At 63.3% G+C, this 24,896-nt stretch carries 22 protein-coding genes and 2 pseudogenes; 10 read left to right on the top strand and 14 right to left on the bottom strand.

Annotated features, from left to right (window positions below):
- Positions 1-32: 32 nt before the first annotated feature.
- Both HWY30_RS27775 and HWY30_RS27770 read left to right on the top strand, forming a co-directional pair.
- Positions 33-995 carry a 2-hydroxyacid dehydrogenase gene (locus tag HWY30_RS27775; protein ID WP_090807443.1) on the top strand — a complete coding sequence of 321 codons (963 nt, stop codon included), beginning with the start codon at positions 33-35 and terminating at the stop codon, positions 993-995.
- A gap of 210 nt (positions 996-1,205) precedes the next feature.
- The gene (locus HWY30_RS27770) at positions 1,206-3,170 is read left to right on the top strand and encodes an enterotoxin (protein ID WP_176078956.1); all 1,965 of its coding nucleotides are present in this window, start codon (positions 1,206-1,208) and stop codon (positions 3,168-3,170) included.
- 21 nt (positions 3,171-3,191) lie between these two features.
- On the opposite strand, the gene HWY30_RS27765 is transcribed toward HWY30_RS27770, so the two are convergent.
- Complete coding sequence (locus HWY30_RS27765; protein ID WP_090807447.1) at positions 3,192-5,063, bottom strand: beta-galactosidase; 1,872 nt, start codon at positions 5,061-5,063, stop codon at positions 3,192-3,194.
- Between the two features lie 298 nt (positions 5,064-5,361).
- On the opposite strand from HWY30_RS27765, the gene HWY30_RS27760 reads away from it, so the two are divergent.
- Positions 5,362-5,853 carry an aminoacyl-tRNA deacylase gene (locus HWY30_RS27760; protein ID WP_090807449.1) on the top strand — a complete coding sequence of 164 codons (492 nt, stop codon included), beginning with the start codon at positions 5,362-5,364 and terminating at the stop codon, positions 5,851-5,853.
- Positions 5,854-5,975: 122 nt separating this feature from the next.
- Here HWY30_RS27760 and HWY30_RS27755 read toward each other — a convergent pair whose 3' ends face one another.
- On the bottom strand, positions 5,976-6,173 hold the full coding sequence (locus tag HWY30_RS27755; RefSeq protein ID WP_341809942.1) for a hypothetical protein: 198 nt from the start codon (positions 6,171-6,173) through the stop codon (positions 5,976-5,978).
- A gap of 52 nt (positions 6,174-6,225) precedes the next feature.
- Between HWY30_RS27755 and HWY30_RS27750 the strand changes: the two are divergent.
- Positions 6,226-6,813 (top strand): annotated as a pseudogene (locus tag HWY30_RS27750) (GGDEF domain-containing protein); the annotation flags it as partial.
- A gap of 146 nt (positions 6,814-6,959) precedes the next feature.
- Positions 6,960-7,652, top strand: coding sequence for a cytochrome b/b6 domain-containing protein (locus HWY30_RS27745; RefSeq protein ID WP_090807451.1), 693 nt, complete (start codon positions 6,960-6,962; stop codon positions 7,650-7,652).
- A gap of 44 nt (positions 7,653-7,696) precedes the next feature.
- Here the strand turns inward: HWY30_RS27745 and HWY30_RS27740 are convergent, their stop codons facing one another.
- A complete protein-coding gene (locus HWY30_RS27740) occupies positions 7,697-8,158 on the bottom strand; it encodes a CHRD domain-containing protein (protein ID WP_090807453.1) in 462 nt (153 codons plus the stop codon).
- 336 nt (positions 8,159-8,494) lie between these two features.
- Between HWY30_RS27740 and HWY30_RS27735 the strand changes: the two genes are divergently transcribed.
- Positions 8,495-8,791, top strand: coding sequence for a hypothetical protein (locus HWY30_RS27735; RefSeq protein ID WP_244145035.1), 297 nt, complete (start codon positions 8,495-8,497; stop codon positions 8,789-8,791).
- A gap of 222 nt (positions 8,792-9,013) precedes the next feature.
- On the opposite strand, the gene ilvD is transcribed toward HWY30_RS27735, so the two are convergent.
- Positions 9,014-10,876 (bottom strand): dihydroxy-acid dehydratase, encoded by a 1,863-nt coding sequence (ilvD, locus tag HWY30_RS27730; RefSeq protein ID WP_090807455.1) that lies wholly within the window; start codon positions 10,874-10,876, stop codon positions 9,014-9,016.
- Between the two features lie 479 nt (positions 10,877-11,355).
- Here ilvD and HWY30_RS27725 point away from each other — a divergent pair, with 479 nt between their 5' ends.
- Positions 11,356-12,747, top strand: coding sequence for a short-chain fatty acid transporter (locus HWY30_RS27725; protein ID WP_090807457.1), 1,392 nt, complete (start codon positions 11,356-11,358; stop codon positions 12,745-12,747).
- A gap of 102 nt (positions 12,748-12,849) precedes the next feature.
- Here the strand turns inward: HWY30_RS27725 and HWY30_RS43315 are convergent.
- The 5 genes and pseudogenes from HWY30_RS43315 to HWY30_RS27705 form a co-directional block, all read right to left on the bottom strand.
- Positions 12,850-12,945: pseudogene (locus HWY30_RS43315) on the bottom strand (ABC transporter substrate-binding protein); the annotation flags it as partial.
- Positions 12,946-13,059: 114 nt separating this feature from the next.
- Entirely contained in the window at positions 13,060-13,491 is a 432-nt protein-coding gene (locus HWY30_RS27720; RefSeq protein ID WP_090807459.1) for an NUDIX hydrolase, read from the bottom strand.
- A gap of 23 nt (positions 13,492-13,514) precedes the next feature.
- On the bottom strand, positions 13,515-14,159 hold the full coding sequence (locus tag HWY30_RS27715; RefSeq protein ID WP_090807461.1) for a LysE family translocator: 645 nt from the start codon (positions 14,157-14,159) through the stop codon (positions 13,515-13,517).
- A 97-nt stretch (positions 14,160-14,256) separates the two neighbouring features.
- Positions 14,257-15,228 carry a substrate-binding domain-containing protein gene (locus tag HWY30_RS27710; RefSeq protein WP_090807463.1) on the bottom strand — a complete coding sequence of 324 codons (972 nt, stop codon included), beginning with the start codon at positions 15,226-15,228 and terminating at the stop codon, positions 14,257-14,259.
- Positions 15,225-16,589 carry a leucine-rich repeat-containing protein kinase family protein gene (locus tag HWY30_RS27705; protein WP_090807465.1) on the bottom strand — a complete coding sequence of 455 codons (1,365 nt, stop codon included), beginning with the start codon at positions 16,587-16,589 and terminating at the stop codon, positions 15,225-15,227. Before HWY30_RS27705 ends, HWY30_RS27710 begins: the two co-directional genes overlap by 4 nt.
- 300 nt (positions 16,590-16,889) lie before the next feature.
- Between HWY30_RS27705 and HWY30_RS27700 the strand changes: the two genes are divergently transcribed.
- The gene (locus HWY30_RS27700; protein ID WP_090807467.1) at positions 16,890-17,513 is read left to right on the top strand and encodes a methylated-DNA--[protein]-cysteine S-methyltransferase; all 624 of its coding nucleotides are present in this window, start codon (positions 16,890-16,892) and stop codon (positions 17,511-17,513) included.
- 136 nt (positions 17,514-17,649) lie between these two features.
- Entirely contained in the window at positions 17,650-17,955 is a 306-nt protein-coding gene (locus HWY30_RS27695; protein WP_090807469.1) for a panthothenate synthetase, read from the top strand.
- Positions 17,956-17,963: 8 nt separating this feature from the next.
- Here HWY30_RS27695 and HWY30_RS27690 read toward each other — a convergent pair whose 3' ends face one another.
- The 4 genes from HWY30_RS27690 to HWY30_RS27675 all read right to left on the bottom strand — a co-directional run bounded on the left by HWY30_RS27690 (position 17,964) and on the right by HWY30_RS27675 (position 21,700).
- The gene (locus HWY30_RS27690; protein ID WP_090810245.1) at positions 17,964-19,205 is read right to left on the bottom strand and encodes a Zn-dependent hydrolase; all 1,242 of its coding nucleotides are present in this window, start codon (positions 19,203-19,205) and stop codon (positions 17,964-17,966) included.
- A complete protein-coding gene (locus tag HWY30_RS27685) occupies positions 19,199-19,441 on the bottom strand; it encodes a hypothetical protein (protein ID WP_244145034.1) in 243 nt (80 codons plus the stop codon). Before HWY30_RS27685 ends, HWY30_RS27690 begins: the two co-directional genes overlap by 7 nt.
- Before the next feature lie 151 nt (positions 19,442-19,592).
- Positions 19,593-20,300, bottom strand: a complete 708-nt coding sequence (locus HWY30_RS27680) for a dienelactone hydrolase family protein (RefSeq protein WP_090807471.1) — start codon at positions 20,298-20,300, stop codon at positions 19,593-19,595.
- 227 nt (positions 20,301-20,527) lie between these two features.
- Entirely contained in the window at positions 20,528-21,700 is a 1,173-nt protein-coding gene (locus tag HWY30_RS27675) for a porin (RefSeq protein ID WP_090807473.1), read from the bottom strand.
- 369 nt (positions 21,701-22,069) lie between these two features.
- On the opposite strand from HWY30_RS27675, the gene HWY30_RS27670 reads away from it, so the two are divergent.
- Positions 22,070-23,578, top strand: coding sequence for an MFS transporter (locus HWY30_RS27670; RefSeq protein WP_090807475.1), 1,509 nt, complete (start codon positions 22,070-22,072; stop codon positions 23,576-23,578).
- 275 nt (positions 23,579-23,853) lie between these two features.
- Here HWY30_RS27670 and HWY30_RS27665 read toward each other — a convergent pair whose 3' ends face one another.
- Positions 23,854-24,828, bottom strand: coding sequence for an IS5 family transposase (locus HWY30_RS27665; protein ID WP_090807255.1), 975 nt, complete (start codon positions 24,826-24,828; stop codon positions 23,854-23,856).
- Between the last annotated feature and the right edge of the window lie 68 nt (positions 24,829-24,896).

Genomic DNA, 24,896 nt, shown 5'->3' with positions numbered 1-24,896 from the left:
TCTCTCGACGTCTGCCTACCAAAGGAAAAACCATGTCGGAAGATAAACGCACCAGCCTGTTGATTGCGCGAACGGTTCCCACCGCCGTGGCTAATCGCGCTGCGGCCGAATTCCATGCCTTCGTGACCGAGTCCGATATGAACTCGTGGTCTGTCGTCGACTTCTGCAAGAAGCACGACGTGCCGGCCGTACTCATCGGGAAAAAATCCGGCCTGCAAGCGGAACACATTGCCGCGCTGCCTTCGACGGTCAAGATTATTGCGAACGCGAGCGCGGGCTTCGATCACATGGACGTAGCGGCGGCCCGTGACAGGGGAATCGTCGTGACGAACGCGCCCGATGCGTTGACCGAGTGCACAGCCGATTTTTCCATGCTGCTCTTGCTGGCTGCGTGCCGTCGCGCGTCAGAATACGAACGGATCATGCGCAACGGATGGGGCAAATCGTTCGGCATGACCGAGATGCTGGGTATGCGAGTGAATGGCAAGACGCTCGGCATCGTCGGATTTGGGCGTATTGGACGGGCGGTCGCTAAGCGTGCGCAGGGATTCGGCATGCGCGTGATCTACACGGACATGCACCGTGCGGCCCCGTCGCTGGAAAATGGCGCGACCTTCTATGCCACTCTCGACGAAATGCTGCCGCACTGCCAGGTCCTCACGCTGCACGTGCCGGGTGGAAGCGTCCCGCTCATGACGAAAAGAGAGTTTGGACTCCTTCCCGCAGGCGCGATTTTCGTTAACGCGGCGCGTGGCGGCCTGGTGGACGAAGATGCGCTTTATGACGCCCTGACGTCGGGTCATCTGTTCAGCGCGGCTCTGGATGTGTACCGGAACGAGCCCAACGTCGACAAGCGGTTTGCTGAGCTCGACAACGTGTTCCTGACGCCCCATATGGCCAGCGCAACGATCGAGACCCGCGACCAGATGGGCTTTACGGCGCTGGACAATATCGCCGCCGTGCTGGAAGGACGGCCCGCCTCGAATCCTGTCTGAGGCTCGCCCTCATGGGGACAGTACGTTGCGACGCACGGCGGATTCAACCGGTCGATGCAATAGTTCGATGGAACCGTTCAGCCGGCGTTTCGTAATCCAACGTCTTCCTTGGACGCTCGTTCAGCCTTCCACCACGGCGCAGTTCGTTATCTGACGCCATTCGCGGGGGGCGGCGAAAATCTCTTCCTCTGGCCCGAGACAGGTTTCTCCATGCGCGCCAACCATGCTTCGCCTACGCAAACTGGCATGCCCGTGCTCCAGACGACGGGCCACATCTCCTCGTTCGGCAACGACGCGATTGCATTGCGCTGGACGAACGAGGACAAACGTCTCGCCGGTTTCTCACTGATCGACTGCGAGCGCAAACGCACGTTGCGCGTCGTCGCGCCGTTCACGCTCACGCTCGCTGACGGAACCACCATCGGCCTGGCCGAGCTGAGGGTCGTTGCGCCCGTGAGCGACGCTGCGCTCGAACCCAACCCGCATGCGTCCCGCTTGGGCGAACGAATCGCAGGGCGACGCGCGAGCGTCTCCCTGGTAGATACACATGGACACCTAAAGGTGCAATGGAGCGTGGAGCAGCGCGAAGGGTCACGATATCTGCGCGTCCAGCTGGCGATTACCGCGCTGCTTCAGGACGAAGCGATCGCTGCCGTCTCATTGCTGAAGACGCGCGCTCCAGGCGCCAGGGCCAGTAGTGAGCGCAAGGGCACGCCGGTCATTGCGGGCAATTTCTATCTGGGCTTCGAGCACCCGCTGGCGACAAGTCAGGTGAAGGGCGACAGCCTCAGCTTCATGCTGCATCGCGCGTTGCCGCTGGAGAAAAACAGGACGCTGGTCTACTCCGCTGTGGCAGGTGTAGCCAGCGACGGCCAGGTTCGGCGCGACTTCGGCATCTATCTGGAGCGGGAACGGGCTCGCCCGTATCGCCCGTTTCTGCACTACAACAGTTGGGGCGACATCGGCTACCTCACGCCGTACACGCAGGAGCAGGCGCTCGAGCGCATCGCAACAATCGGCCACGAGTTGCACACAGCGCGCGGGGTGCAGATCGATTCGCTTCTGTTCGACGATGGCTGGGACGACCTTGGCGGCGGCTGGCATTTCAGCAAGGCATTTCCACATGGCTTCGTTCCGCTGCGCGACGCCGCCGCGCGATTCGGCGCCGCTCCCGGCATATGGCTTTCCCCGTGGGGCGGCTACGGTGCGCCGAAACAGGAACGCGTGACGCGAGGACGTGCCGCTGGTTATGAGGTCATCGACAACGGTCTCGCATTATCGGGGCCGACGTATTACCGGCGCTTTCATGAAGTCGTGATGGACTTGCTCGACAAGGGCGGCGTCAACCATTTCAAGTTCGACGGCACAGGCAATGCCGACAGGGTGTTCCCCGGCAGCCTGTTCGACAGCGATTGGGACGCGGCGATTCAACTGATCGAGGACATCCGCGCGGCCAAGCCCGAAATTTTCATTAATCTCACCACAGGTACGCATCCGTCGCCGTTCTGGCTGCGCCACGTCGACTCCATCTGGCGCGGCGGCAGCGACGATGGCCTGGCGGGCAGCGGCACGAACCGCGAGCGCTGGATCACATACCGCGACACGCAGACGTATCACAACGTCGTGGAGCGCAGTCCGCTCTTTCCACTCAATTCGCTGATGCTGCACGGCATCCTCTACGCGCAGTGCAATCCACGCCTCAATGCGTCGGCGGGCGACGCATTCTCCAACGAAGTGTGGTCGTACTTCGGGACCGGCACGCAATTGCAGGAGCTCTACATTACGCCGGCGCTGCTGGGCGAGCACGACTGGGATGTGCTTGCGCGCGCCGCCCAATGGGCGCGCGAAAACGGCGACATACTTCGCGACAGTCATTGGATCGGCGGAGCGCCGGACGAACAGGCGGCCTACGGTTGGGCAGCGTGGGCGCCGCACAAGGCGATCGTGACGCTGCGCAATCCTCACAGTCGCACGCAACGCTTCACACTCGAGCTGCGGCGCCAACTGGAACTGCCGGATAACGCGGCGGCACGATTCGAATCGCGCAGCCTTGGACGTGCGGGGGATTCCGGTATTCCTGCTCAACTGAACGCTGATCTGTCGCAAGCAGTGCAATTGGCGCCGTTCGAAGTGCTTACGCTCGAACTGCTGCCGGTTGCCGCCGCGAAGCGGTGAAGGGGGGACGATACGTAGGCGCTAGCACGACCTGTCGGCCAGTTGAATCGGCTTTGCCTCGATCTGATGGAGGTCGAAGACCAGCACCTCGTTGTTACCTTGCACGAGCCACGGCGCGGGACAATACAGGCGCCTTTGCGGGCCGATGTTCCAGTAGCGTCCGAGATTGTGGCCATTGACCCAGACGATACCCTTGGTCCAGTTGCTCATGTCGAGCCAGGTGTCGCCGACTTCAGTCAGCAGCACGCTCGCCTTATAAAAGAGACCGGGTTTCCGTGGGTTCGTGCAGTCTTCGTTGAGGTTGGCGATAAACGTTTCATCCATCGGCAGCAGGTAGATGTCCCATTCCTCGAGCAACGCGAGCGAGCCGTCGACGTGTTTCATCGTGACCGGCTCGAGCAGACCTTTACGGTCAACGATCGCGGGTCCGAAGTTGACGCGCCCCATGGCCTCGACGAGTATCTCCAGCGCTACCTGGCCGTCCGGGTTCGACCCGTGGTTGTGCCGCGCCGAAGGCAGGGCAAGCGGCGCGCGATGCATCATGTGGAGCGACTGCGCGTACTTCTGCGGCAGTTGCGCTCTCGATACGCCGCCCGCGTACCGTTCACCAAGGAAAACCGTTGCGTAGTCATGAACGGCGCTGATATCCAGCACACCGCGCGCGTGCTCCGGCAAAGACTTGCGATACAGCACGAAGCCAAACGCCTGACCGTAGCGTTCAAACGACTGCGGCTCGACGCCATGCTCGCGTGGCAATGCCGCGGGCAGGTTGTCCCAGATCGAGGCGTAGAGCGCTGGCATCAAGGCCTCAGCGCCTGCGCAGTCAAGCATGGCGATAACGTCGGGTATGGCTGGCAAGGGTTCGGGCAGATAGCTGGCGATCAGGTCTCGATACTTGATGTACTTCGGCGTCGCCATGCCTTGCTCGCTGATCGGCGCGCAGTAGTCGTAGCTCGTGATGTCGGGCTGATAGTTGCCTGAAGCGTCCAGGTTCGCGCCGGCAAAAAAGCCAAAGCTCGTGCCGCCGTGAATGACATACAGGTTGAACGACAGTCGCGCCTGCATGAACGTGGCCAAGGTACTGGAGAGGTCGTAGTCCACGCCCGCGAACCCCGCTTCGCCCCAATGCGTGAGCCACCCTGGGTACACCTCGCCTGCCATCGCGGGCACCGAGGGGAATTCGCGGCGCACGGTTGCGATCTGCGCTGCGTCGCCGTTGCTCAGCGCGATCGCGCCGCCCGTTACCGTGGTGCGATTGCGTTCGAGTTGCGGGAGACCGTCTTCGGTGTAGAACGGCCCGGTTATGCCTCCTGCTAGCCAAAGCTGCCTGAGCTCTTCGAGGTAAGCCGGATTGCTCGCATACGAACCGAATTCGTTCTCGATCTGGATCATCAGGATCGGTCCGCCGTGCTCGCTCATCAATGGCTTGATACGCGGAACCAGTTCGTCGATATAGCGAGCCACCGCCGCCATGTAGCGAGGATCGGTGGCCGAGTCGGTCCGCAACTGGATGTCCGGATCGCGCAACAGCCAGGAAGGGAGGCCGCCCAGATCCCACTCTGCGCACACGTAAGGCCCGGGGCGCAACAGCACCCACATCTGCTCGGCTTGGCACAGGCGGATGAAGGCCTCGATATCGCGATTCCCGCTGCGGAAGTCGAACACGCCTCTATGCGTCTCGTGGTAATTCCACATGATGTACAACGCGATGCAGTTCATCCCCATCGCTCTTGCCATGCGGATCCGGTGTCGCCAGTACTCGCGCGGGATGCGGGCTGGATGCATCTCGCCGCTGCGAATCTGGAACGGCAGGCCGTCGAGCAGGAAATGTTCGCCGTCGGGGCTAAAGGAGAAGGTATGGCTGCGTTCGAGGTTCACGATGGGCGTTGTCAAGTTGACGAATGCAGGCTACCTGTAAATCGGCTGCACCTGCGAGAACGGTAGAACTCAGTTCCTTAACGATCAACAGCTTGCGAACTTTTTCGGTCCGCGGCGGCGCCATGCCTCGCACGGACCAGGTGTCGTTCGCCGGACCGGCCGACCAACGTCAGCTGAGGAACGGCGGATTCAACCGGTGGACGCGATCGCTCGATGGAATCGTTCAGCCGGCGTGCGTATTGCCGGTGCGTGAACTATTCTGAAAAGATCGCAATTGTTCATTCCTTTTCAGGTATTCGACAGGAGGTGTGCCATGTCGATGTCGCCAACCTTGCAGGACTGCCTGCGCAGCAAGGGTTCCCGCTACGAAGTCGTGCGTCACCCATACAGCCACTCGAGTATCGAAACGGCTGCTGCGGCGCACATTCCGGGCGACCGCCTCGCCAAGACCGTGCTCCTCGAAGACGAACACGGCTACGTGGCCGCCGTGCTGCCGTCAACTTACGCCGTGCAGCTCTCCGAACTCTGGAGCAAGACAGGGCGCCGGCTCGCCCTGGCCACGGAAGTCGAACTGCGCGAGTTATTCAAGGACTGCGATGTGGGTGCGCTGCCGCCAATTTGTATGGCGTATGGCATGAAAACCTACCTGGAATCCAGCCTGGCAGGCCAGCCCGACGTCTACTTCGAGGCGGGCGATCACGAAGAACTGATTCATATGGAAGCGGATCAGTTCCTCATGCTGATGGACGATGCGGAGCGCGCCCATTTCGCCCGGCGGATGCGAGGGTTGAGCGGGCGGGCCTGACTCAACTGGCCAGCCCGTGCGCTGGCCGCGATAATTTGACCGCCTTTTGGTTCATTTGTCAGGGGGTAACTAATCAGCGGAAGCTAGAATTTTTTTCCAACTTCCGCTTGATTAGTCACGCGTCATTGCGCCAGCTGCCAGCGCAGCACCGGATGCGTCGCGCCGGCAGGCATCGCCCACACCCCCGTCGGACTGAAGTCATCACCCACGAATGATGCCGGTGTGCTCATCTGCGCGGTGGTCAGCCCGTTCGCCGCGGGAATCGGCGTGCCGTAGACGACGCCGGCTGTGGCGGTCGTGGTGTCGGTGTCCCAGTACACATCGTTCCCGATCGTGCCTGTATTGGCCCGCGCGATGCCGATCGGCTGATAGTTGCTCCGGCTGACCCGGGAAGAAATTCATGGTGAGCTTTTGCAGGAGTCCCGCACGGATTACCTGACTCGCCTCGGAAATCGAAAGCTGTTTTTCGAAGAGGGGGAGCAGGTTATCAGCGACCACGACATAAATCGACTACCCGTCACACTTCTTGCGTTCGACCTCGATCACTTCAAGAGAATCAACGACCACTTTGGGCACAAGACCGGCGACGAGGTTTTGAGGTCATTCGCGGAAACCGTTCGAGCCGTGACGGGTACGGACGCGATTCTTGCACGCATCGGCGGCGAAGAATTTGCCGCCCTGCTGCCGGGCTACGACAGCGACCGCGCAAAAAAGCTAGGCGAGAACGTTCTCAGCCGGTTCGCCGCAATGTCCCATGGCGCCGACGGCGACCGGATTCGCGCCACTGTCAGCATTGGACTCGCCGAGTCAAGTCGCGAAACGGCTTCCCTCACCGACCTGCTCTCAGCCGCCGACCAGGCGTTGTATCGAGCCAAGTCGCTGGGCGGCAATCGGCTTGAACAGACGCCAATGACCGCGCTCGCCGCCGCCAGTTGCTCTTCGAGTGGCAATCGGATTTAAGCTCCCGCCGGCTAGAGTGTGGGGAAGTTTCCGGTCCCGCTCGAAACACTGAATTCATTTGCCAGCACGGCTCCGTCGATTTTCCGCGTGGCCGAGGAGCCACGCGGATTTTCGTCCGAGCGCGATTGCGCACGCAGGTACGACACATGGATGCTCACGAACCCGACACGCGGCCGACCCAGCCCGTAACCCGCCCTGTCCTTGTCTGGGACGCGCCGGTGCGGTTGTTTCACTGGCTGGTGGTCGTGCTGGTCACGGCCGCGTATGTCACGTTGAAGCTGAACTGGATCGACTGGCACGTGCGCGTCGGCGAGACGCTGCTCGCCCTTGTTATTTTCCGCCTGCTGTGGGGCTGCTTTGGCAGTGAGACCGCCCGCTTTCGCAGTTTCGTGGCATCACCCGCGGCTGCGCTTCGTCATTTGCGCCGCCTGTTTCATCGCGAGCCCGATGTGCAGGTAGGCCACAATGCGGCCGGCGGCTGGATGGTTCTATTTCTGCTCGTCTTGCTGCTGACCGAGACGCTGAGCGGGCTCTACGTCAACAACGATATCGCCGACGAAGGGCCGTTTAGCGAACTGGTGCCCGTGTGGCTCGCCAACGCAATCTCGGCGTTGCACGGCCTTGTCTGGTACGTGCTGCTTGCCGCGGTGGTGCTGCACGTGCTCGTGATCGCCCTCTACGCGGTAGCGAAGGGACACAACCTGCTGCGCCCGATGCTGACCGGCTACAAACTGCTGCCCTCGTCCGTGGACGCCCCGCGGCAGGCGCCAGCGCTGCTGGCGCTGCTGCCATTCGGCGTCGGCGTTGCCGTGGTGATGCTGCTCGCGGCTTATCTGTGAGCCTGCCGCAAACCCGCTCTCCGGGCGCGGCTACCGTGCCTGGATCAACTGCCCTTCGGCGGCTTCACCTGGCCGCGAATCTCGCCATTCGGATTGTCCTTCGTGTGAACGTTGATGTACATGTCACCGGCTTCGAACATCTTGGCGTCGTCCGGAGATAGCGTGGCCTGACCGGTGATCGGGCTCGTCACCTCCATGTTGCCCTTCTGCGACAACCAGACTTTTATGCCTGCGTTTTTACCTGCCGGGGCGGGCCCGTGGAAATGCGCCATCGTGGCCGGACTCGTCAATCCGCTGAAGCTGATGTTCCAGGTGACGACCCGCGTGCTGGGGTCGTACGTGAGCTTGGCGGTGCCGCTGCCAGGCGTCTGCACCGGCGGAACCTGTTGGGCGCCCGTCAAAGGCACCTCGAACGAGACGGGCGCCGCTTGCGCCAAGGTCAGCGTACCCGCGAAGGCCAAACCACAGAACACCATGAAAGCGCGCCGCGTGATGGATCGTGACATCTGGTTTTCTCCTGTTGGGTTTGCCCTTGGTGAGCGGGCGATTATTGAAGACTGCAGAAGACCTCGTCGGCGTTGTTGGCAGCCAAACAAGTGAGTCAAGCATAGACGCAAGCAGGCCGTAACGCGAAGGTTGCATGAGGCCGAAATCCGGCTATGCGTGGCGACCGCCCCGTTACGTCGACGCCAGATCCGTCTGTCCAGCGATTCGAAAGGAAATCGTCGGGCGAAAATCGTTGAAATTTGATCTGGCGCGAAAAATTCTTCCGGTACGAGATGCGCTTTGTGCGGAGGCAGCGGATGTAACTGGCGCGACCTGGTGTTGCACCAGGAGCCTTCATGGATCACACCCATTGTTGCGCGGCCATGTCCATCCCGAACGCCTTCATCGGCATCGCGATTCTGTCCTGCCTGATGAGCGTCGCCGTTCTCGGCTCGCTGTTTCGCGCTCAGGTTCCGGGGATACGCCATTGGTGTGTGGCAAGTGGCCTGCTGGCCGTCGCGGCCACGCTCCTTCTGTTCCGTCGGTCGGATATCGTCGTACTGGGCGCAAGCGCGTTGCTGCTACTGGCCTCGCTCCTCGCGATCCACGGCTTCCGGCGATTCTTTCATCGGCAAACGGCAGAAACTGCGTGATGCTGGCGGGGTCGTCGCAGCGTGCCGATGACATCGTTTTCAGTTTTTCGGCTTAGGAAAGGCTCCGCGCAGGGCTGCGCAGGAGACGCCTGAGCGATCGTCCATTCGCACTGCCACTGCAAAAAAAAACCGGCACACAGTCGCCCGCATACCGGTCTCTATTGGGGCCCAGTCGCGTCACCGCGAAAAGGGCCGCCGCGCCGATCCGCGCCAGTCCGCGCTTTACTTGCGCTTCAATTGCGAAATATCGCGCACCGCGCCGCGATCGGCCGAGGTCGCGAGCGCCGCATACGCCTGCAATGCCTGCGACACGACACGCTCGCGATTGGTCGGCTGCCATGCGTCGTCGCCGCGCGCTTCCATCGCCGCGCGACGGCGTGCGAGCTCTTCATTCGACACCGCAAGATGCATCTTGCGCTGCGGAATGTCGATCTCGATCACGTCGCCGTCTTCGACCAGACCGATCGTGCCGCCTTCCGCCGCTTCCGGCGACGCATGGCCGATCACGAGGCCCGACGAGCCGCCCGAGAAACGGCCATCGGTAAACAGCGCACAGCTCTTGCCGAGGCCCTTCGACTTCAGATACGAAGTCGGGTACAGCATTTCCTGCATGCCCGGACCGCCCTTCGGACCTTCATAGCGGATCACCACGACGTCGCCCGGCACGACCTTGTCACCGAGAATCGCGTCGACCGCGTCGTCCTGGCTTTCGAACACGCGCGCGCGACCCGAGAACAGCCACTGCGATTCGTCGACACCCGCGGTCTTCACGATACAGCCCTTCTCCGCGAGATTGCCGTACAGCACCGCGAGGCCGCCGTCCTTCGAGTACGCGTTTTCCTTGCTGCGGATACAGCCGCTCTTGCGGTCCGTGTCGAGCGTCGCGTAGGTCGCTTCCTGGCTGAAGGCGACCGTGGTCGGAATGCCGCCCGGCGCCGCGCGGAAGAATTTCTGCGCTTCCTCGCCCGCGTCGCCGGCGATGTCCCACTTCGCGATCGCGTTGCCGAGGGTGCCGCTATGCACGTTGCCGCACGACAGATCGAGCAGCTCCGCGCGCGCGAGTTCACCGAGAATACCGATGATGCCGCCCGCGCGATGCACGTCCTCGATGTGGTACTTGTCGGTCATGGGCGCGGCCTTGCACAGGCACGGCACCTTGCGCGAGATACGGTCGATGTCCGACATCGTGAAATCGACGCCCGCTTCCTGCGCGGCGGCCAGCAGGTGCAGCACGGTGTTGGTCGAGCCGCCCATCGCGACGTCGAGCGTCATCGCGTTTTCGAACGCCTGCTTGGTGGCGATGCTGCGGGGCAGGACCGAGGCGTCCTCTTCCTGATAGTAGCGGCGGCACAGATCGACGACCAGGCTGCCCGCCTGCTCGAACAGGCCCTTGCGCCATGCATGCGTCGCGACGATGGTGCCGTTGCCCGGCAACGCGAGGCCGATCGCCTCGGTCAGGCAGTTCATCGAGTTCGCGGTGAACATGCCCGAGCACGAACCGCAGGTCGGGCACGCGCTGCGCTCGACTTCGGCGACTTCGGCGTCGCTGATCTTCGGATCGGCGGCCTTGATCATCGCGTCGATCAGGTCGATCTTCGCGATCACCTGGCCGTCGGTCGGCGACTTGATCTTGCCCGCTTCCATCGGACCGCCCGACACGAACACGACCGGAATGTTCAGGCGCATCGCGGCCATCAGCATGCCCGGGGTGATCTTGTCGCAGTTCGAGATGCAGACCATCGCGTCCGCGCAGTGCGCGTTGACCATGTACTCGACCGAGTCCGCGATCAGTTCGCGCGACGGCAACGAATACAGCATGCCGCCGTGGCCCATCGCGATGCCGTCGTCGACGGCGATCGTGTTGAATTCCTTCGCTACGCCGCCGGCCGCTTCGATCTGCTTCGCGACCAGCGCGCCCAGGTCGCGCAGATGCACGTGGCCCGGCACGAACTGCGTGAACGAATTCACGACCGCGATGATCGGCTTGCCGAAATCGTCGTCCTTCATGCCGGTGGCGCGCCACAGCGCGCGGGCGCCGGCCATGTTGCGGCCATGAGTCGAAGTGCGTGAGCGATAGTTAGGCATCTGTATCCTCAGGTATTGCTGTTATCGGTTTTGATGAGCGCCCGCGCGGGCGTGGGGATCGCAGCGCGGACTTTGCGCTGGGAACGAATAGTGCAAGAACGCCAGTAAGACGTCCAATATATTTTTTCTGCGTAATTAGGTCGAGGAAAGTATTAAACGATGCCGCGACCGCTCGGCCGATTTCACCTTTCTTGACATTGCCCGCTCCCACCGCGAATAATGCAGCGTTCGTTTAACGAAACCGTGTTCACCGTAAGAACATTGAAACGGAAACAGAGGTCTTTTCGAGCGCAACACCGGGTTCGAGGCCAGGCGCGCCCAAGCCTGGGCCCACCCTCCTGGATTCGCGCCAATCTGTCCGCTGTGATCAAGATCAGGTAAGGCAAGTTTGCCGCCAATACGCGCCAGCACCCCGCGCCGGCGCGCCGTACCCGCCCCTCCGCCCAGCACAGGGCCGGGCACTACACAGAGTCACACACATGAAGCGAGACACTCCCCCTCACGCCGCCGGCCGACCGGCCGCTTCGCGCGGCATCGTCGAAGGGCTGGTTTATGTTTTCGAGCAGGTCATGCCCGACCCGTTCGTACTGTCGATCTGCCTGACGTTCTTCGTCGCCGTGCTGGCGATGCTAATCGCACCGAACGGCACACTGCCGACGCTGCTCGATTCCTGGTACACCGGCACGTTCGGCATTCTGGGCTTCGCGCTGCAGATGATCCTGATCCTCGCGACCGGCTACGCGATCGCGGAAGCGCCGATCGTGCAACGCGGTCTGCGCGCGCTCGCGTCGCATGCGAACTCGCCGACGCGTGCCGCGCTGCTCGTGTTTCCGGTCGTCGCGGTTGCCGCGTGGCTCAATTGGGGGCTCGGGCTCATCGTCGGCGCGTTGCTGTCGCGGGAAATCGCGCGGCGCGTCGACGTCGACTTCGCATGGCTCGTCGCGGGCAGCTATTCGGCCTGGTCGATCTGCAACAGCGGGCTGTCAAGTTCGATCGCGCTATCACAGGCATCCCACGGCAATGCGCTGAATCTCGTCGAGAAAGCGACCGGCCACGTGGTGCCGCTCAGCGAAACCATCTTCGCGCCGTTCGTGTTCATTCCGACCGTGCTGGTCGTCGTCGTGATGACCGCGATCTTCATCAAGATGCATCCGAAGGCGGAGAACGTCGTCGCGTTTCGTCAGAGCGGCGAAGCAGCCGCCGACGCGCCGAGCGACGACCCGCATGCCCGCGCGAGCAGCGAGACATCGCTCGCGGCGCGCCTCGAACAGTCGATGCTCGGCACACTGCTGATGCTCGCGCTCGGCATCGGCTATCTGGCGCTGACGTGGCACAAGGAAGGATTCGATCTCGACATCAACAACACGATCCTGATCTTCCTGATGATCGGTCTCGCGCTGCAACGCACGCCGATCGCGTACGCGAATTCGATTCGCCGCGCCGCGCGTCAGACCGGCTCGATGCTGCTGCAATATCCGATGTACGGCGGGATCATGGGCATCATGAAGGGCACGGGTCTCGCGTCGATGATCGCGAAAGCGTTCGTGACGATCGCGTCACCGGTCACGCTGCCGCTGTGGAGCTATCTGAGCTCGCTGATCATCACGCTGCTGGTGCCGAGCGCCGGTGGCCACTGGGCGGTGCAGGGTCCGTTCGTGCTGCCCGCGGCGCTCAGCCTGCATGCGTCGGTGCCGCGCACCGCAATGGGCGTCGCGATGGCCGAGAATGTATCGAACATGCTGCAGCCGTTCTGGGCCGTCCCGATCGTCGCGATCGCGGGTATCCGGATTCAGCGCGTCATGGGCTATACGGCGGTGACGTTCGCGGTGTCGCTGGTGATTTACGCGGTGGCGTTGTGGCTCGTGCCGTAACCACAATGACCTGAGTCGAACGATCTCGCTACCGTCAAAACAAAGGGCCGATGAAGCAATGCTTGATCGGCCCTTTGTGCTTTCGCGGCGTACCGCTCGCTGTTACATCTTGACGACGTCCAGCAGCGTCTTTTTACCGTCCTTGTAGTCGTACAGCGAGATCACGCCGTGCTGAAGGTCGCCCTTCGCGTCGAACGTCGCGATTGGAGCCGCGTCAATTGGCGGTCGTTTCGTCGCTCGATTCAGCGGGAGGGTTTGATTCGTTCAGGAAATCGTCAGCAAAAGTGACGAGATAAGCAGCAACTCTGCGAATCACGGCTTGAAATCGGCCAGCATCACACCGTCGCGGATATGCGCGAGAGCGGCCGCCACGTAGTCGACGACCGGTGCCGGTGGATGGTCCGGCTTCGCCCACACGAAGCCCGAGCACTTGTGCGGCTCCATGTTCGCCAGTTCGCCTTGCCATGAACGGCACACGAGAAAGAAGCTGATGCGGTTCGTGTCCGAGTCGCGCCGCATCACGAGTTTGAATTCGAGCGCGCCGGGCGCGATCGTCACACCGGCTTCTTCTTTCGATTCTCGAATCGCGCATGCCTCGATCGATTCGCCCGGTTCGAGATGGCCGGCAATCAACGCGTACTGGCCGTCCCTGAAACCGGTATTCGCGCGCTGGATGAAAAGGCACTCGCCCTGCCCATTCAGGAACAGCACGTTCACATCGACGATGCTTTGCATTCGGCTCATTTTCTTGCCGGCATCATGACGGACTAGCCGCGTTGCGCGGTCAGCAGCTTGATGCCGAGCGCGACGAAGACGAGCCCGCTGCCGCGTTTGATGGCCGCGACCCAACGGCTGGCTCCGACGCGCGTATGGATACCGCGCACGCCGAGCGAATAAATGGTGTGCACGAGCGCGACGGTGACCGCGATCGTCAGATACATCACGATGAACTGCTCCGACAGGCCGCGCTCGTGGTCGATGAATTGCGGCATGAACGCCGATAGAAAGATCATCGTCTTCGGATTGCTGCCCGACACGAGCAAGGCTTCGCGGAATACCTTCTTGCGCTCGAACGTATAAGCGGACGATGCGACGCCCGCCGGCTGCGCGGCCCGCGATGCCTCTTTGTTGCCGCCGCGCAGTTGCCTGATGCCGAGATACACCAAATAACCCGCGCCGAGCACTTTCATCGCGACGAAGAGCGGCGGCAGCGTCGTCAATACCGCGCCGACACCTAGCGCCACGAGCGCGACGACGACTCCTTGCGCGAGCAGATTACCGGCAACGCTCGCCGCCGCGCCGCGGTTTCCATAGCGGACCGAATTGCGGATCACGAGCAGAACGTTCGGTCCCGGCGAAATGGTGGTGAGCAGATAGGCACCGGCGAAAAGCAACCAGGTATGGAAGGACATGGCAGGCCCAGCGGTTCGTTGTGGTTGAATACCAATACATCGGACATCATCATGCCACGGAAAAAATCGCTGCCGCGTCGCGCGCCGCCTCAACGCTTCAGCCCGTCACCAGTTGCAGCGGCGTCTCGATCACCTTCGACAACTCGCGCTGCTTGCGCCGCTCGGTCACCGCCTTCAACGCGAAGTCGATGCCGAACACGGTCTGGCGGCCGGCGAACTGGTTCATCGTCGCGAGCACGCGGCCGTCGGCGAGTAGCGGCTTGATCGCATCGATCGCGTCGTAGCCGGTGACATAGACGCCGCCGCCGCGACCCGCGTCGCGAATCGCGTCGACCGCGCCCATCGCCATGTTGTCGTTGCCGCATAACAGCGCGCGCAACTGCGGATGCTCGGCCAGCATTTTCGTGGCCACGTCGCGGGCCTTGCCGTACTCCCAGTCACCCGACTCGACCGCGACGACCTGCACGCTCGCGGCATCCATCGCATCGCGGCTGCCGGCCGTGCGCTGCTGCGCATTGCTGCTCACCGAAATGCCTTCGATGATGCCAACCTGATCGCCGGGCTTCAGCCGCGTGGCCAGATATTGGCCGACCTGCTTCGCGCCGTTGCGATTGTTCGGCCCGACGAACGGCACCGAAATGCCGGCGGCCGCTTGCGCCGCATCGTCGAGCGGGTTGTCGATCGTGATCGTGATGATGCCGGCCTTGATCGCGCGCGCGATCACCGGGATCAGCGCCTTCGAGTCGGTCGGCGCGATCACGATCGCGTTCACCTTCGCCCTGATCGCCTCCTCGACCATGCGGATCTGCGCGGCGGTGTCGGTCTGTTTGGCCGTGCCGCGAATCGTCAGGCTGAATTGCGACGAGAAGTGGTCATGGTAATTGCGCGCAGCGTCGACCATCGCGACCGTGAACGGGTCGGACATCGATTTGAGTACGAGCGCGATCTTCGGCTTCGTGCGGGGCAGCACTTCGGCGCCGGCAGCGTCCGCGAACAGCGCGATGCCAGTGAGACCGGTTGCGGCCAGCGCGCCCGCGAGCAGCACGCGGCGGCGCATGTTCTGCGTCATGGCTTGACTCCTTCGCGGAAGTGCCGGTTGCGGAGGTGCCGATCGAACGACGCGACGCTGGCGGCAATTTCGTCGAAGAGCGGCCGGCTGTCGATATCTTCGCTCAGACAACGCGTCTTCAAGGCGGCGAGTTGCGCGTCGAGTCCACCGGATACCTCGCAACGCTCGAGCAGTTCTTCGAGCAGACAGCCGTACGCCCTCACTTCGAGCCGCTGCAACACGATAGCGAGCTCGCGATCGCCGGCGTCAAAAAACGACGCCGCCCCGAAATCGCCGAGCAGCGCGCGCCCCGCGCCGCCGTGCAGGATATTGTGCGCGTACAGATCGCCGTGCATCACGCCGCCCCGATGCAGATGACTCGCGACCTTCGCGATGCCGCTCGCGATACCGAGCACCGTCGCAAGGTCGAAGCGCGCGTCGTCGCGATAGATGTCGCGCGTACACGATGCGAGGCTCGGCGGGCCGGCGAGATTGGCGAAGCGCGTATCGATCAATCCCATCACGAGGCCATGCGTATCCGACGGATGCCCGATCACCTTGCCGAGCACGGGGATCAGGTTCGCATGTTCGCCGCCGCGAATGCAAGCAGCCATCTCGCAGTCGGGCAAACCGTCGCTCGTCACCGCGCCCTTGAACAGCTTGACGGCGACCGCACGCGGCGCGGGCTCGTTGTCCGCGTGCAGCGCCGCGCGATAGATGACGCCCGATGCGCCCTCGCCCAACGGCAGTTCGAGCTGCAACGCATCCCAACGAATGCCGCTGATCGGTGTGTCGATGAGCGCCGCCTGTTCGAGCGCCGCGTTGAACGGATTGCCCGCATACGCGAGCCACGCGAGCCGCGGCAGACCCAGCAACCAACGCGGCAATGCATCGAAACGATTCGCCGCGAGCCGCAGCAGTTCGAGCCGCGTGCATGCGGCCAACTCCTCGGGCAGCGCGCGCAGCCGGTTGCCGGCAAGCATCAGCTTCTGCAGTTGCGTGCAGCGGCCGAGCTCCGCGGGCAAGCGTTCGAGATCGTTGTCGGTCAGAATCAGCCAACGCAGCAGCGGCGGCAGCGCGCGCGCCGGCACCTCGCGGATGCGATTCGACTTGAAGCCGATCATGCTCAGTTGCGCGCATTCGCCGAGCACGCCGGGCAATTCGGTGAACGGGTTGTTGGACGCGAACAGGATGCGCAGTTTGCGCAGACGCGGCAGATCGTCCGGCAGCGTCGTCAATGCGTTGTTCGACAGGTCGAGCACTTCGAGCGTATCGGCGAGATCGAAAATCTCGCGCGGAAATTCGCTCAGGCCGCCCGCGAGTTTGAGTTCGCGCGCACCCGCCAGTCGCCCGGCCCGCAGTTGTTCTAAAGTCGTGGTCACAGTCGTGGGAAAGAAGATCGGGTAGCGCCCGCAGCGTGTCGTACCGAAGCTGTCGATTTTACTGAGTCGAAGGTCATCTGGGGTTCTCTGCGGTACAGTGATGCGAGCGTCGCGGGGGTCACGGCCGTCGCGGCCATGTCGAATGCGAATGAGACAGCAATATCTGGAGCGCGTTCGCGCCACGCAAGCGACACACTATCGGATAACGGCGCAGCCTTCATGCAGTTTTGCGCGTCCGGTCGTCGAAACGCCGCCGCCTCGCAAGTCCTTGCGCCGCCACCCTGTCAGGAGCCTGAGAAAGTGACGTATGCATACAAGTTGATCGATTCGCCGGTCGGTCAGTTGAAGCTCGTGGCGAAAGGCGAATGCCTCGCCGCGATTCTGTGGGAGCACGACAAGCCTGACCGCGTGCGACTCGGCGAAATGAGCGAAGCGAACGAGCTAGCGGTGCTCGTCGAGACAGCGCGGCAATTGCACGAGTACTTCGCGGGCACGCGCCAGGCCTTCGATCTGCCGCTCGACTTTCACGGCACCGAGTTCCAGAAGCAGGTCTGGCGCGCGCTGCTGACCATTCCGTTCGGCCAGACGCGCAGCTACTCGGAGATCGCGCAGCAGATCGGCAACGTCAATGCGGTGCGCGCGGTGGGCGCGGCAAACGGCCGGAATCCGATCTCGATCGTCGCGCCGTGTCATCGCGTGATCGGCGCGTCGGGCGAGCTGACGGGATTCGCCGGCGGCCTCGCCAACAAGATGCTGCTGCTTTCGCTGGAGGCGGGGCAGACCTCGCTCGAAGCAGCGGCGGACCACGCGCAAAGGCGGGCGCCTGAGCGGGGAGCGGCGCAAGCGGTCAAGGACGATGCGCCCGCGAAACCGGCGCATCGTCAGCCGAGCCGGGGAACGCAGGGTTCGCTGTTCGGTAGCTAAAGCAGCGCACACACCCGGCACGATGCGCCACCCACCGGCTGTAATCGCCGATGCTTCGTCCGCGATCAGCACCATCGCCCGCGCATGCAACACCTATCCTTAAGATGCCCTTTGGGGTATCGAACAGGAGGATGACATGCGCATGCTTCTCAACATACAAATACCGAACGAACCGTTCAGCACACTCGTGCGCGAAGGCCGAATCGGCGACCTGATGAGAAAGATCCTCGAGGACATGAAACCGGAAGCCATCTACTTCACCGAGCAGCAGGGCAAACGCGGCGCGGTGGCGGTCGTCGAGGTCGCCGATGCATCGGCGATCCCCGCGCTTGCCGAACCGTGGTTCCTGACGCTCGACGCCGACTGCGAGCTGCGCATCGCGATGCTGCCCGAGGATCTGATGAAAGCCGGGCTCGACGCGCTCGGCGACAAGTGGAAGTAGCGCGGCCCTCAGGAATGCCGAGCCGATAGCTGCAGCAGCATCGAAGCCGCGGCCGTCGCCGCGACCTGGCAGCCGAGCACGATATGCGCCTCGGCCGTGTCCTCGATAAAGTCGTGACTCACGCCGCCGATGCTCGGCACGAACATCATGCACGCCGGCATGCAACGCGCGATCACCTGCGCGTCGTGCGCGGCGCCGCTCGGCATGCGCAGCCACTGGCCCGGCGCGAGTGCTTCGGCGGCTCGCGCGATGTGCTCCGCGAGCGTAGCGTCCATGCTGACGGGTTCGATCGGCTCGTCGAGCGTCTGCAATTCGACGCTCACCGCGTCGTGCGCGTTGAAATCGCGCACCAGTTCCGCGAGCGCGCGTTCCATGGCCTGAAGCCGTGCGGGGTTCGCATCGCGGAATTGCAGGTACATGTCGGCCGCGCCGGGCACGACGCTCATCGAGCCCGGATCGAGTTCTACGCGGCCCACGGTCCAGACGGTATCCGCGTCCGCCAGCTGCCCGAACGCGTCGTTCATCCGCGCGATGAACGCGACGAGCGCCGCGCCCGCGTCGCGGCGGATCGCCATTGGCGTCGTGCCCGCGTGGTTGCGCTGACCCGTGAAGCACAGCCGCGATTCGCGCAGCCCGACGATCGTCGTGACGACGCCGATCGCTTTGCCGATCGCTTCGAGACGTCCGCCCTGCTCGATATGCGGCTCCAGATACGCGACCTGGCGCCCTGCCTCGAAACGCGCACGCGGTCGGCCCGCCAGTCCAGCGGCCTCGAGTACGTCGGCGAGGCGTTCGCCCTGCCGATTCGTCGCGCCGCGAATCGAGTCGTCGACCGCCTCGCCGACGAAGCTGCGGCTGCCGAGCAGGCCCGAGAACGTGCCCTCCTCGTCGATCCACGACGCGACGTCGACGGCGAGGTGCCGCGTCGCGTCATGCTCCGCTAGCGCGCGGGCGATTTCGAGCCCGTACATCACGCCCATTGCACCATCGAGCCAGCCGCCGGTTGGCTGCGTGTCGGTATGCGAGCCGATCACGAGCGCGGGACCGCTATTGCGCGAGCGTCCGAACACGGTGCCGACGCCGTCGATGCGCGCGTCGAGCCCCGCCTCCGTCATCCTGCCGACCAGCCATTCGCGCGCCGCCAGATCGACCGGCGACAGCGCGAGCCGGACCACGCCGGGACCGGTCGCGCCGAAACCGCGCAGCCGTTTGAGGTCGGCCATCAGCCGGTCAGGATCGATCTTCACCACGTTGTCATCTCCATGCATTGGTTGCGGATATACGCGTGAAGCCCACCCTCCGGCTCGAACAATCGATACAGCGTGGGCCGCGACAGCTGCGACATGGCCAGCACGCAGTCGACCGTCAGATCAGGTTGGCCGGGATTTGCGTCGATATAGCGGCGCGCTGCCGTGAACATCGCGGTGCGTGCCACCGCCCGCGCACTGCCGGTCAAGCCTGTTTCCGTGCCGAACGCCGCCGCCATCAACAGCGCAGGTGTGGAGCGCTTCCTGAGCCGCGGGCGCGTCCATCGTGGGCAGCGTGCGGCACAGTTCGGACGGCCGTATCAAGAAAGCGCCACGACCGCGGGCACTCTCACGAAGCGGACGAGCCGTCCGCTTCCGCCATTCACCAACTCATTTCCACAGCGTGCGGCCAAAGAACGTCAACGTACGATCCCACGCCTGTTGCGCCCAGACCGGGTCGTATTGCGTCCTCGCGATGCGGCCCGACCCGACCGCCGTTTCGTTCGCGAACGCGTGACGCGCCAGATAGCGATGAAACTCGACGTCGACTTTCGCGTCGGTGAGTTTCTTTTCGAGCGCGTCGACGGTGTCGGCGGCGAAGAACTCGTCCTGCAAACCCCAGTGGCCCATCACCGGAACCTTGATCTTCGACGCGTCGATATAGTCGAGCGGCGGGAAGCCATACCAGACGACGCCGGCCGCCACTTCAGGCACGTTGCACAGCGCGAGGAACGTCAGCGCGCCGCCCATGCAATAGCCGGTCAAGCCAACCTTCGCCGCGTGCTGCTGCAGATACTGGACCGCGCCGCGCACGTCCTGCGTTGCGGCATCGCCGAAATCGAGGCCGCTCATCAAGTGGTGCGCCTCATCCTCTTCGACCGTCGACTTGCCGCGATACAGATCGGGCACCAGCGCGAAGTAGCCGGCTTTGGCGAGGCGATCGGCGACGCCGCGAATCTGGTCGTTCAAGCCCCACCATTCCTGGATCACGACGACCGCGGGCGCGCCCGCGGTTTTTTCAGGCTTCGCGAGATAGCCCTGTAGCTGCTTGCCGTCGGGACGGTTGAACGTGATCATCGAACCTGCGTGTTGGGTCATCGGTCGCTCCTCGAGTAGACGAAACCGCTAGCATAGCGCCGCTACCCCGTTTTCTGTTCAATCGGAATCGTGCCAACGCGCGAGCGTGATCCCGCGGAATCTGCGCGTTATGTGAAACGCGACGCAGAAATCAGGCCCGCGCGACATGTGATTTCGCGCACGCATTCAAGCGCTTTTATCCAATGGGTGAATGACTCGACTGAAAGCTTGACGTATTGCGATGCGCGCTAGAACCGCTCTATCACACCGAATTGGACGCCCGCGACCGGCGCGCCCGGATAGGCAACGGGCAGCCCGGTCACGTTGACGCCGCGCAGCGTGAAGCGCGAGTCGTCGTGATTCGCGAGATAGGCGGCGCTGAAATACAGCAGCAGCGTCGGCGACATGCTGTATTCGAATGCCGCGCTGAACTGGTCCGCGCTGCCGCCAGGCGTCGTGTAGTCGCGCACGTGCGCATAGCCGAGCGAGGCACGCGCATTGGTCGAAAAACTGTACTGCGCCGACAGCGAGCCGCCCGCGCCGTGATAGACCGGTGTGCCGCCATCGCCGTTGAAAAAGGACAGCCACACGCGCAACTTGCCGAAGGCGTAGTTCGCGCCGCCGAGGTTCGCGCGCAGCGCGCCGGCACCGTGCGTCTGCTGGCGCGCGTACAGCAGATGCAGGTGGTCGAGCCGATACGACGCGCTCACGTAATAACCGTCGATGCCGTTGCCGTCGGCCTCGGACGGATCGCGCATCGCCATCATCAGCGTCGCACTGAAGCCGGCGATGCGCGGCGACAGATACGCAACCGCGTTGTTCGCATACGGCGTGATCTTTGACAGATTGTTGAGCCCCGAGGCGATCGTGCCGGCGCCGAACGCGTCGAGATCGCCCTTGAACGGAATATAGATCGGCGAATACTGACGGCCGACGCGCAGTTCGCCCCAGCTGCCGCTCGCGCCGATCCATGCCTGGCGATTGAAGATCGAGCCGGGCACCTGCAAGCTGCCGTCGGTCGAGCTGAAGCCGTTTTCGAGCGTGAACACGATCGCGTTGCCGCCCCCGAGCGGCTGCGCGCCATGCAGCCCGACCCGCGAGCCGCGATACGCGCCGGAGTCCATGCGCGCGACCCAGCCCGAACCGGGGTCGGTGATTTCGACGCTCGTATCGATCACGCCATACAGCGAGACGAAGCCGGTGTTGATTCCTGAGGCGGCGCCGGTGCCGGTATCGATGTCGGTGACGGCGGCTGCGCCGTGCGCATAGAGCAGAAGCGCGCCACCTCCCCAAACCGCTCTCGCGCCGACGCTGATCGTCAAGGCTTCGCGGACTGTTTTCAGCAGGAAAGCCATGGCGTGACGCAGGATGAGTTCCTCCTCGAACACATCGATCGGATATTCCGCGAGCGAACGTACCACGTTCGGGCGTACCCGTGCGGGCCGTCCAGTACGCTCGCGCACATCCCTACGATGCAAGCGCGCGCCAGCGTCCGCGACTGGAGGACGGCGATGCAGGAGTCGCCGCGGCCCGTGTGCGGCGCCGTGCCCGGGGCACCACCTGTTTCCCGCGCCGTGTGGTATTTCGCGCGACGAATTCTTTTGACCAGGGGAAACCCGTATAATCCTCAAGACGTCAGACAACCTGCGTACAATCGCCGGCAGCCTGACCGCGATCCGCCGTGCAGCGTCCACCCCGAACCGCCTTCTGCCCGATCCGTGAATTCCACCGCCCCCGTCAGTTCCGCCGCCGCCGCCCCCGCCCTGCCGTTTCGCCACGCGCTTTACGCGATGCTCGGCATCGGCCTCGTCAACATGCTGGTCGCGCTCGACCAGACCGTCGTCAGCACCGCGCTGCCGTCGATCGTCGCCGAGCTGCACGGCTTCGAATATTTTGCGTGGATCGCAAGCGCGTACCTGCTCGCCTCGGTCGTCACGGTGCCGGTGTTCGGGCGGCTCGGCGACTACTTCGGCCGCAAGCGCTTCGTGATCGCCGCGGTGATCACGTTCACGGTCGCGTCCGTGTTGTGCGGCCTCGCCAACAGCATGCTGTTTCTCGCGATCGCGCGCGGACTGCAAGGCATTGGCGGCGGCATGATGGTCGGCACCGCGTTCGCGTCGATTCCCGATCTGTTCCCCGACCCGCGCACCCGCGTGCGCTGGCAGGTCGTGCTGGCCGCGGCCTACGGCATCGGCACGGCGGCCGGCCCGTCGCTCGGCGGCTGGATGAGCGAGCACCTCGGCTGGCGCTCGACGTTTCTCGTCAATCTGCCGGTGGGCGCGGCGGCGCTCTATTTCATCTGGATGCATCTGCCGAATTTCCGGCGGCCGCATGACGGCGAAGTAAAGATCGACTGGCTCGGCGCGGGGCTCGTCGCGGGCGTGCTCGGCGGCTTGCAGGCGTTTATCGAAGCGGTGCCGAAGCACGGCCTCACCGTGGGCAATCTCGTGCTCGGCGCGTGCGTGATCGCCGGCGCGATCGCACTCTTCAGGTGCGAAAAGCGCGCCACGCATCCGATCGTTCCGCTCGATCTGTTCAAGGACGCGCAGCTCGTCACGCTATTCACGCTCGGCATGCTGTCCGGGTTCGTGATGTTCTCGCTGATCTTCTTCGCGCCTTTGCTGCTGCAAGGCGGCTTCGGTCTTTCGCCGCAGCAGGCCGGCCTGCTCGCGACGCCGATCGCCGCGTGCATCGCACTCGGTAGTGTGGTGAACACGCGCATCGTGATTCACATGAAGAAGCCCACGCGCATTCTGACGATCGGTTTCGCGCTGCTGATGTTCGCGTCGATCGCGCTCGCGTTCGCCAATCCGAACACGCCGCACTGGCGCATCGTGCTGCCGATGGGCGCGGTCGGCATCGGCCTCGGCTTCATCCTGAACAACCTGAACGTGTTCGGCCAGGAGATCGCCGGACGCGAGCGCTTCGGCATCACGACCGCGCTTTTGCAATCGACGCGCATGGTCGGCGGCATGCTCGGCACCAGCATCGTCGCGACTGTCGTGCAGCATCACTATCGCAATGTCGTCACGCGCACGATGAGCGTGCTCGGAGAGCCGGCCTCATCGCAATGGCAGCCGCGTTTCGTCGATCTGCGCATCCTGATCGACGAAGCGTCGCGCACACAGCTGATTGCGGATATGAAGAAGTCGGGACTCGATACGCTCGCGCTGATCGATAGCGCACGCGACGCGCTCGTGCAGTCGATTCATATCGGTGTGTGGCTGACGGCGGTGGCATCGCTCGCGGCCGCGCTGCTGGTGCAGCGGATTTCGCATGTGGTGTTTCGCAAGAGCTGACAAGTGGCCCGATGATGGCCGCCGACATCCGCGGTGCGGCTATCTCGCACCGTGCAATGCAAAAGGAAACAAAAAAGCCTGGTGAACCGCATCTTTCGTGCAGCCCGCCAGGCTTTTTGATTGAGTTGAATCGTCCTTAAGGCAACGCTGAACAAGCCGCCGCAAATCTCGATTTCAAAATGATTCGAGGTCTGATCACCGTGAGCGGAGCTTTGACCTCTGGTTTTCGGCCCTTTCGTGCCATTTGCACGGGCCTTTGGCCCGCTTTTCGCCCACTACGGGCGCACCTGTGCCATCAATCGTCGGCGCGACAGATAGACGTTGGCGAGGGCCAGCGCTACAAAAGCACGGTTGGCGTTCTTTGCCAGCCCGCGATAGCGCACTTTGGTGAAACCCCAGAGGCGCTTGACTACTGCGAATACATGTTCGACCCTGGCCCTGATCTTCGACTTGTTGCGATTCTTGCCGCGCGCTACCTCGTCGACTTCGCCCGCGCGGCGCGTGCGCTGATTGGTGAAGTCGCGTGCCTTGGGCGCTTTGCCGCGAATCAGCGCTTTCTGGCTCGCGTAGGCGCTATCACCGTAGACGCGTTGCTCCTGCCCGTGCAGCAATTGCGGCAGGGGATGCTTGTCGTGCACGTTGGCGGCAGTGACCACCGCACTATGGGCCAGGCCGCTTTGGCTATCGACGCCGATATGCAGCTTCGCGCCGAAATACCACTGCTGGCCTTTGCGCGTCTGATGCATCTCCGGATCGCGCGCCTTCTGCTCATTCTTCGTCGAGCTCGGCGCAGAGATGAGCGTTGCATCCACGATGGTGCCGCTGCTGAGCTTCATCCCGCTGGCTTGCAGCACGCGCCCCACCTCGGCAAAGAGTCGTTCACCCAGTTTGTTCGTCTCAAGCAGTCGCCGGAATTTGAGCAACGTTGTTGCGTCGGGCACGGCTTCGCAGCCCAGATCAATTCCCACGAAGCGACGCAGGCTGGTGCTGTCGTAAAGCGCCTCTTCGCAGGCGAAGTCGGCCAGATTGAACCAGTGCTGGATAAAGTGAATCCGCAGCATGCGCTCCAGGCCAATGGGCGGGCGGCCGTTGCCCCGTTTCGGGTAAAACGGCTCGACCACCGCGCCCAGTTCCGCCCACGGCATGATCGAATTCATCGTGTCGAGAAACTCGTCGCGACGCGTGCGTTTGCGTCGGGTCTCGAATCCTGCACCTTGATCTGCGGCCATCGCGAGCGTTTGTTGCTTCATCGTGTTTTGCGTTTGTCGTTTCCTGTGCGCTCTATAACGCTTGAGGCGCACATTCGGTGGACTTAATC

The organism is Paraburkholderia tuberum STM678, assembly GCF_902833905.1.
Taxonomy (GTDB): domain Bacteria; phylum Pseudomonadota; class Gammaproteobacteria; order Burkholderiales; family Burkholderiaceae; genus Paraburkholderia; species Paraburkholderia tuberum.
The sequence above is the reverse complement of the archived record's forward strand: the minus strand, read 5'-3'. Positions and strand labels throughout refer to the sequence as shown.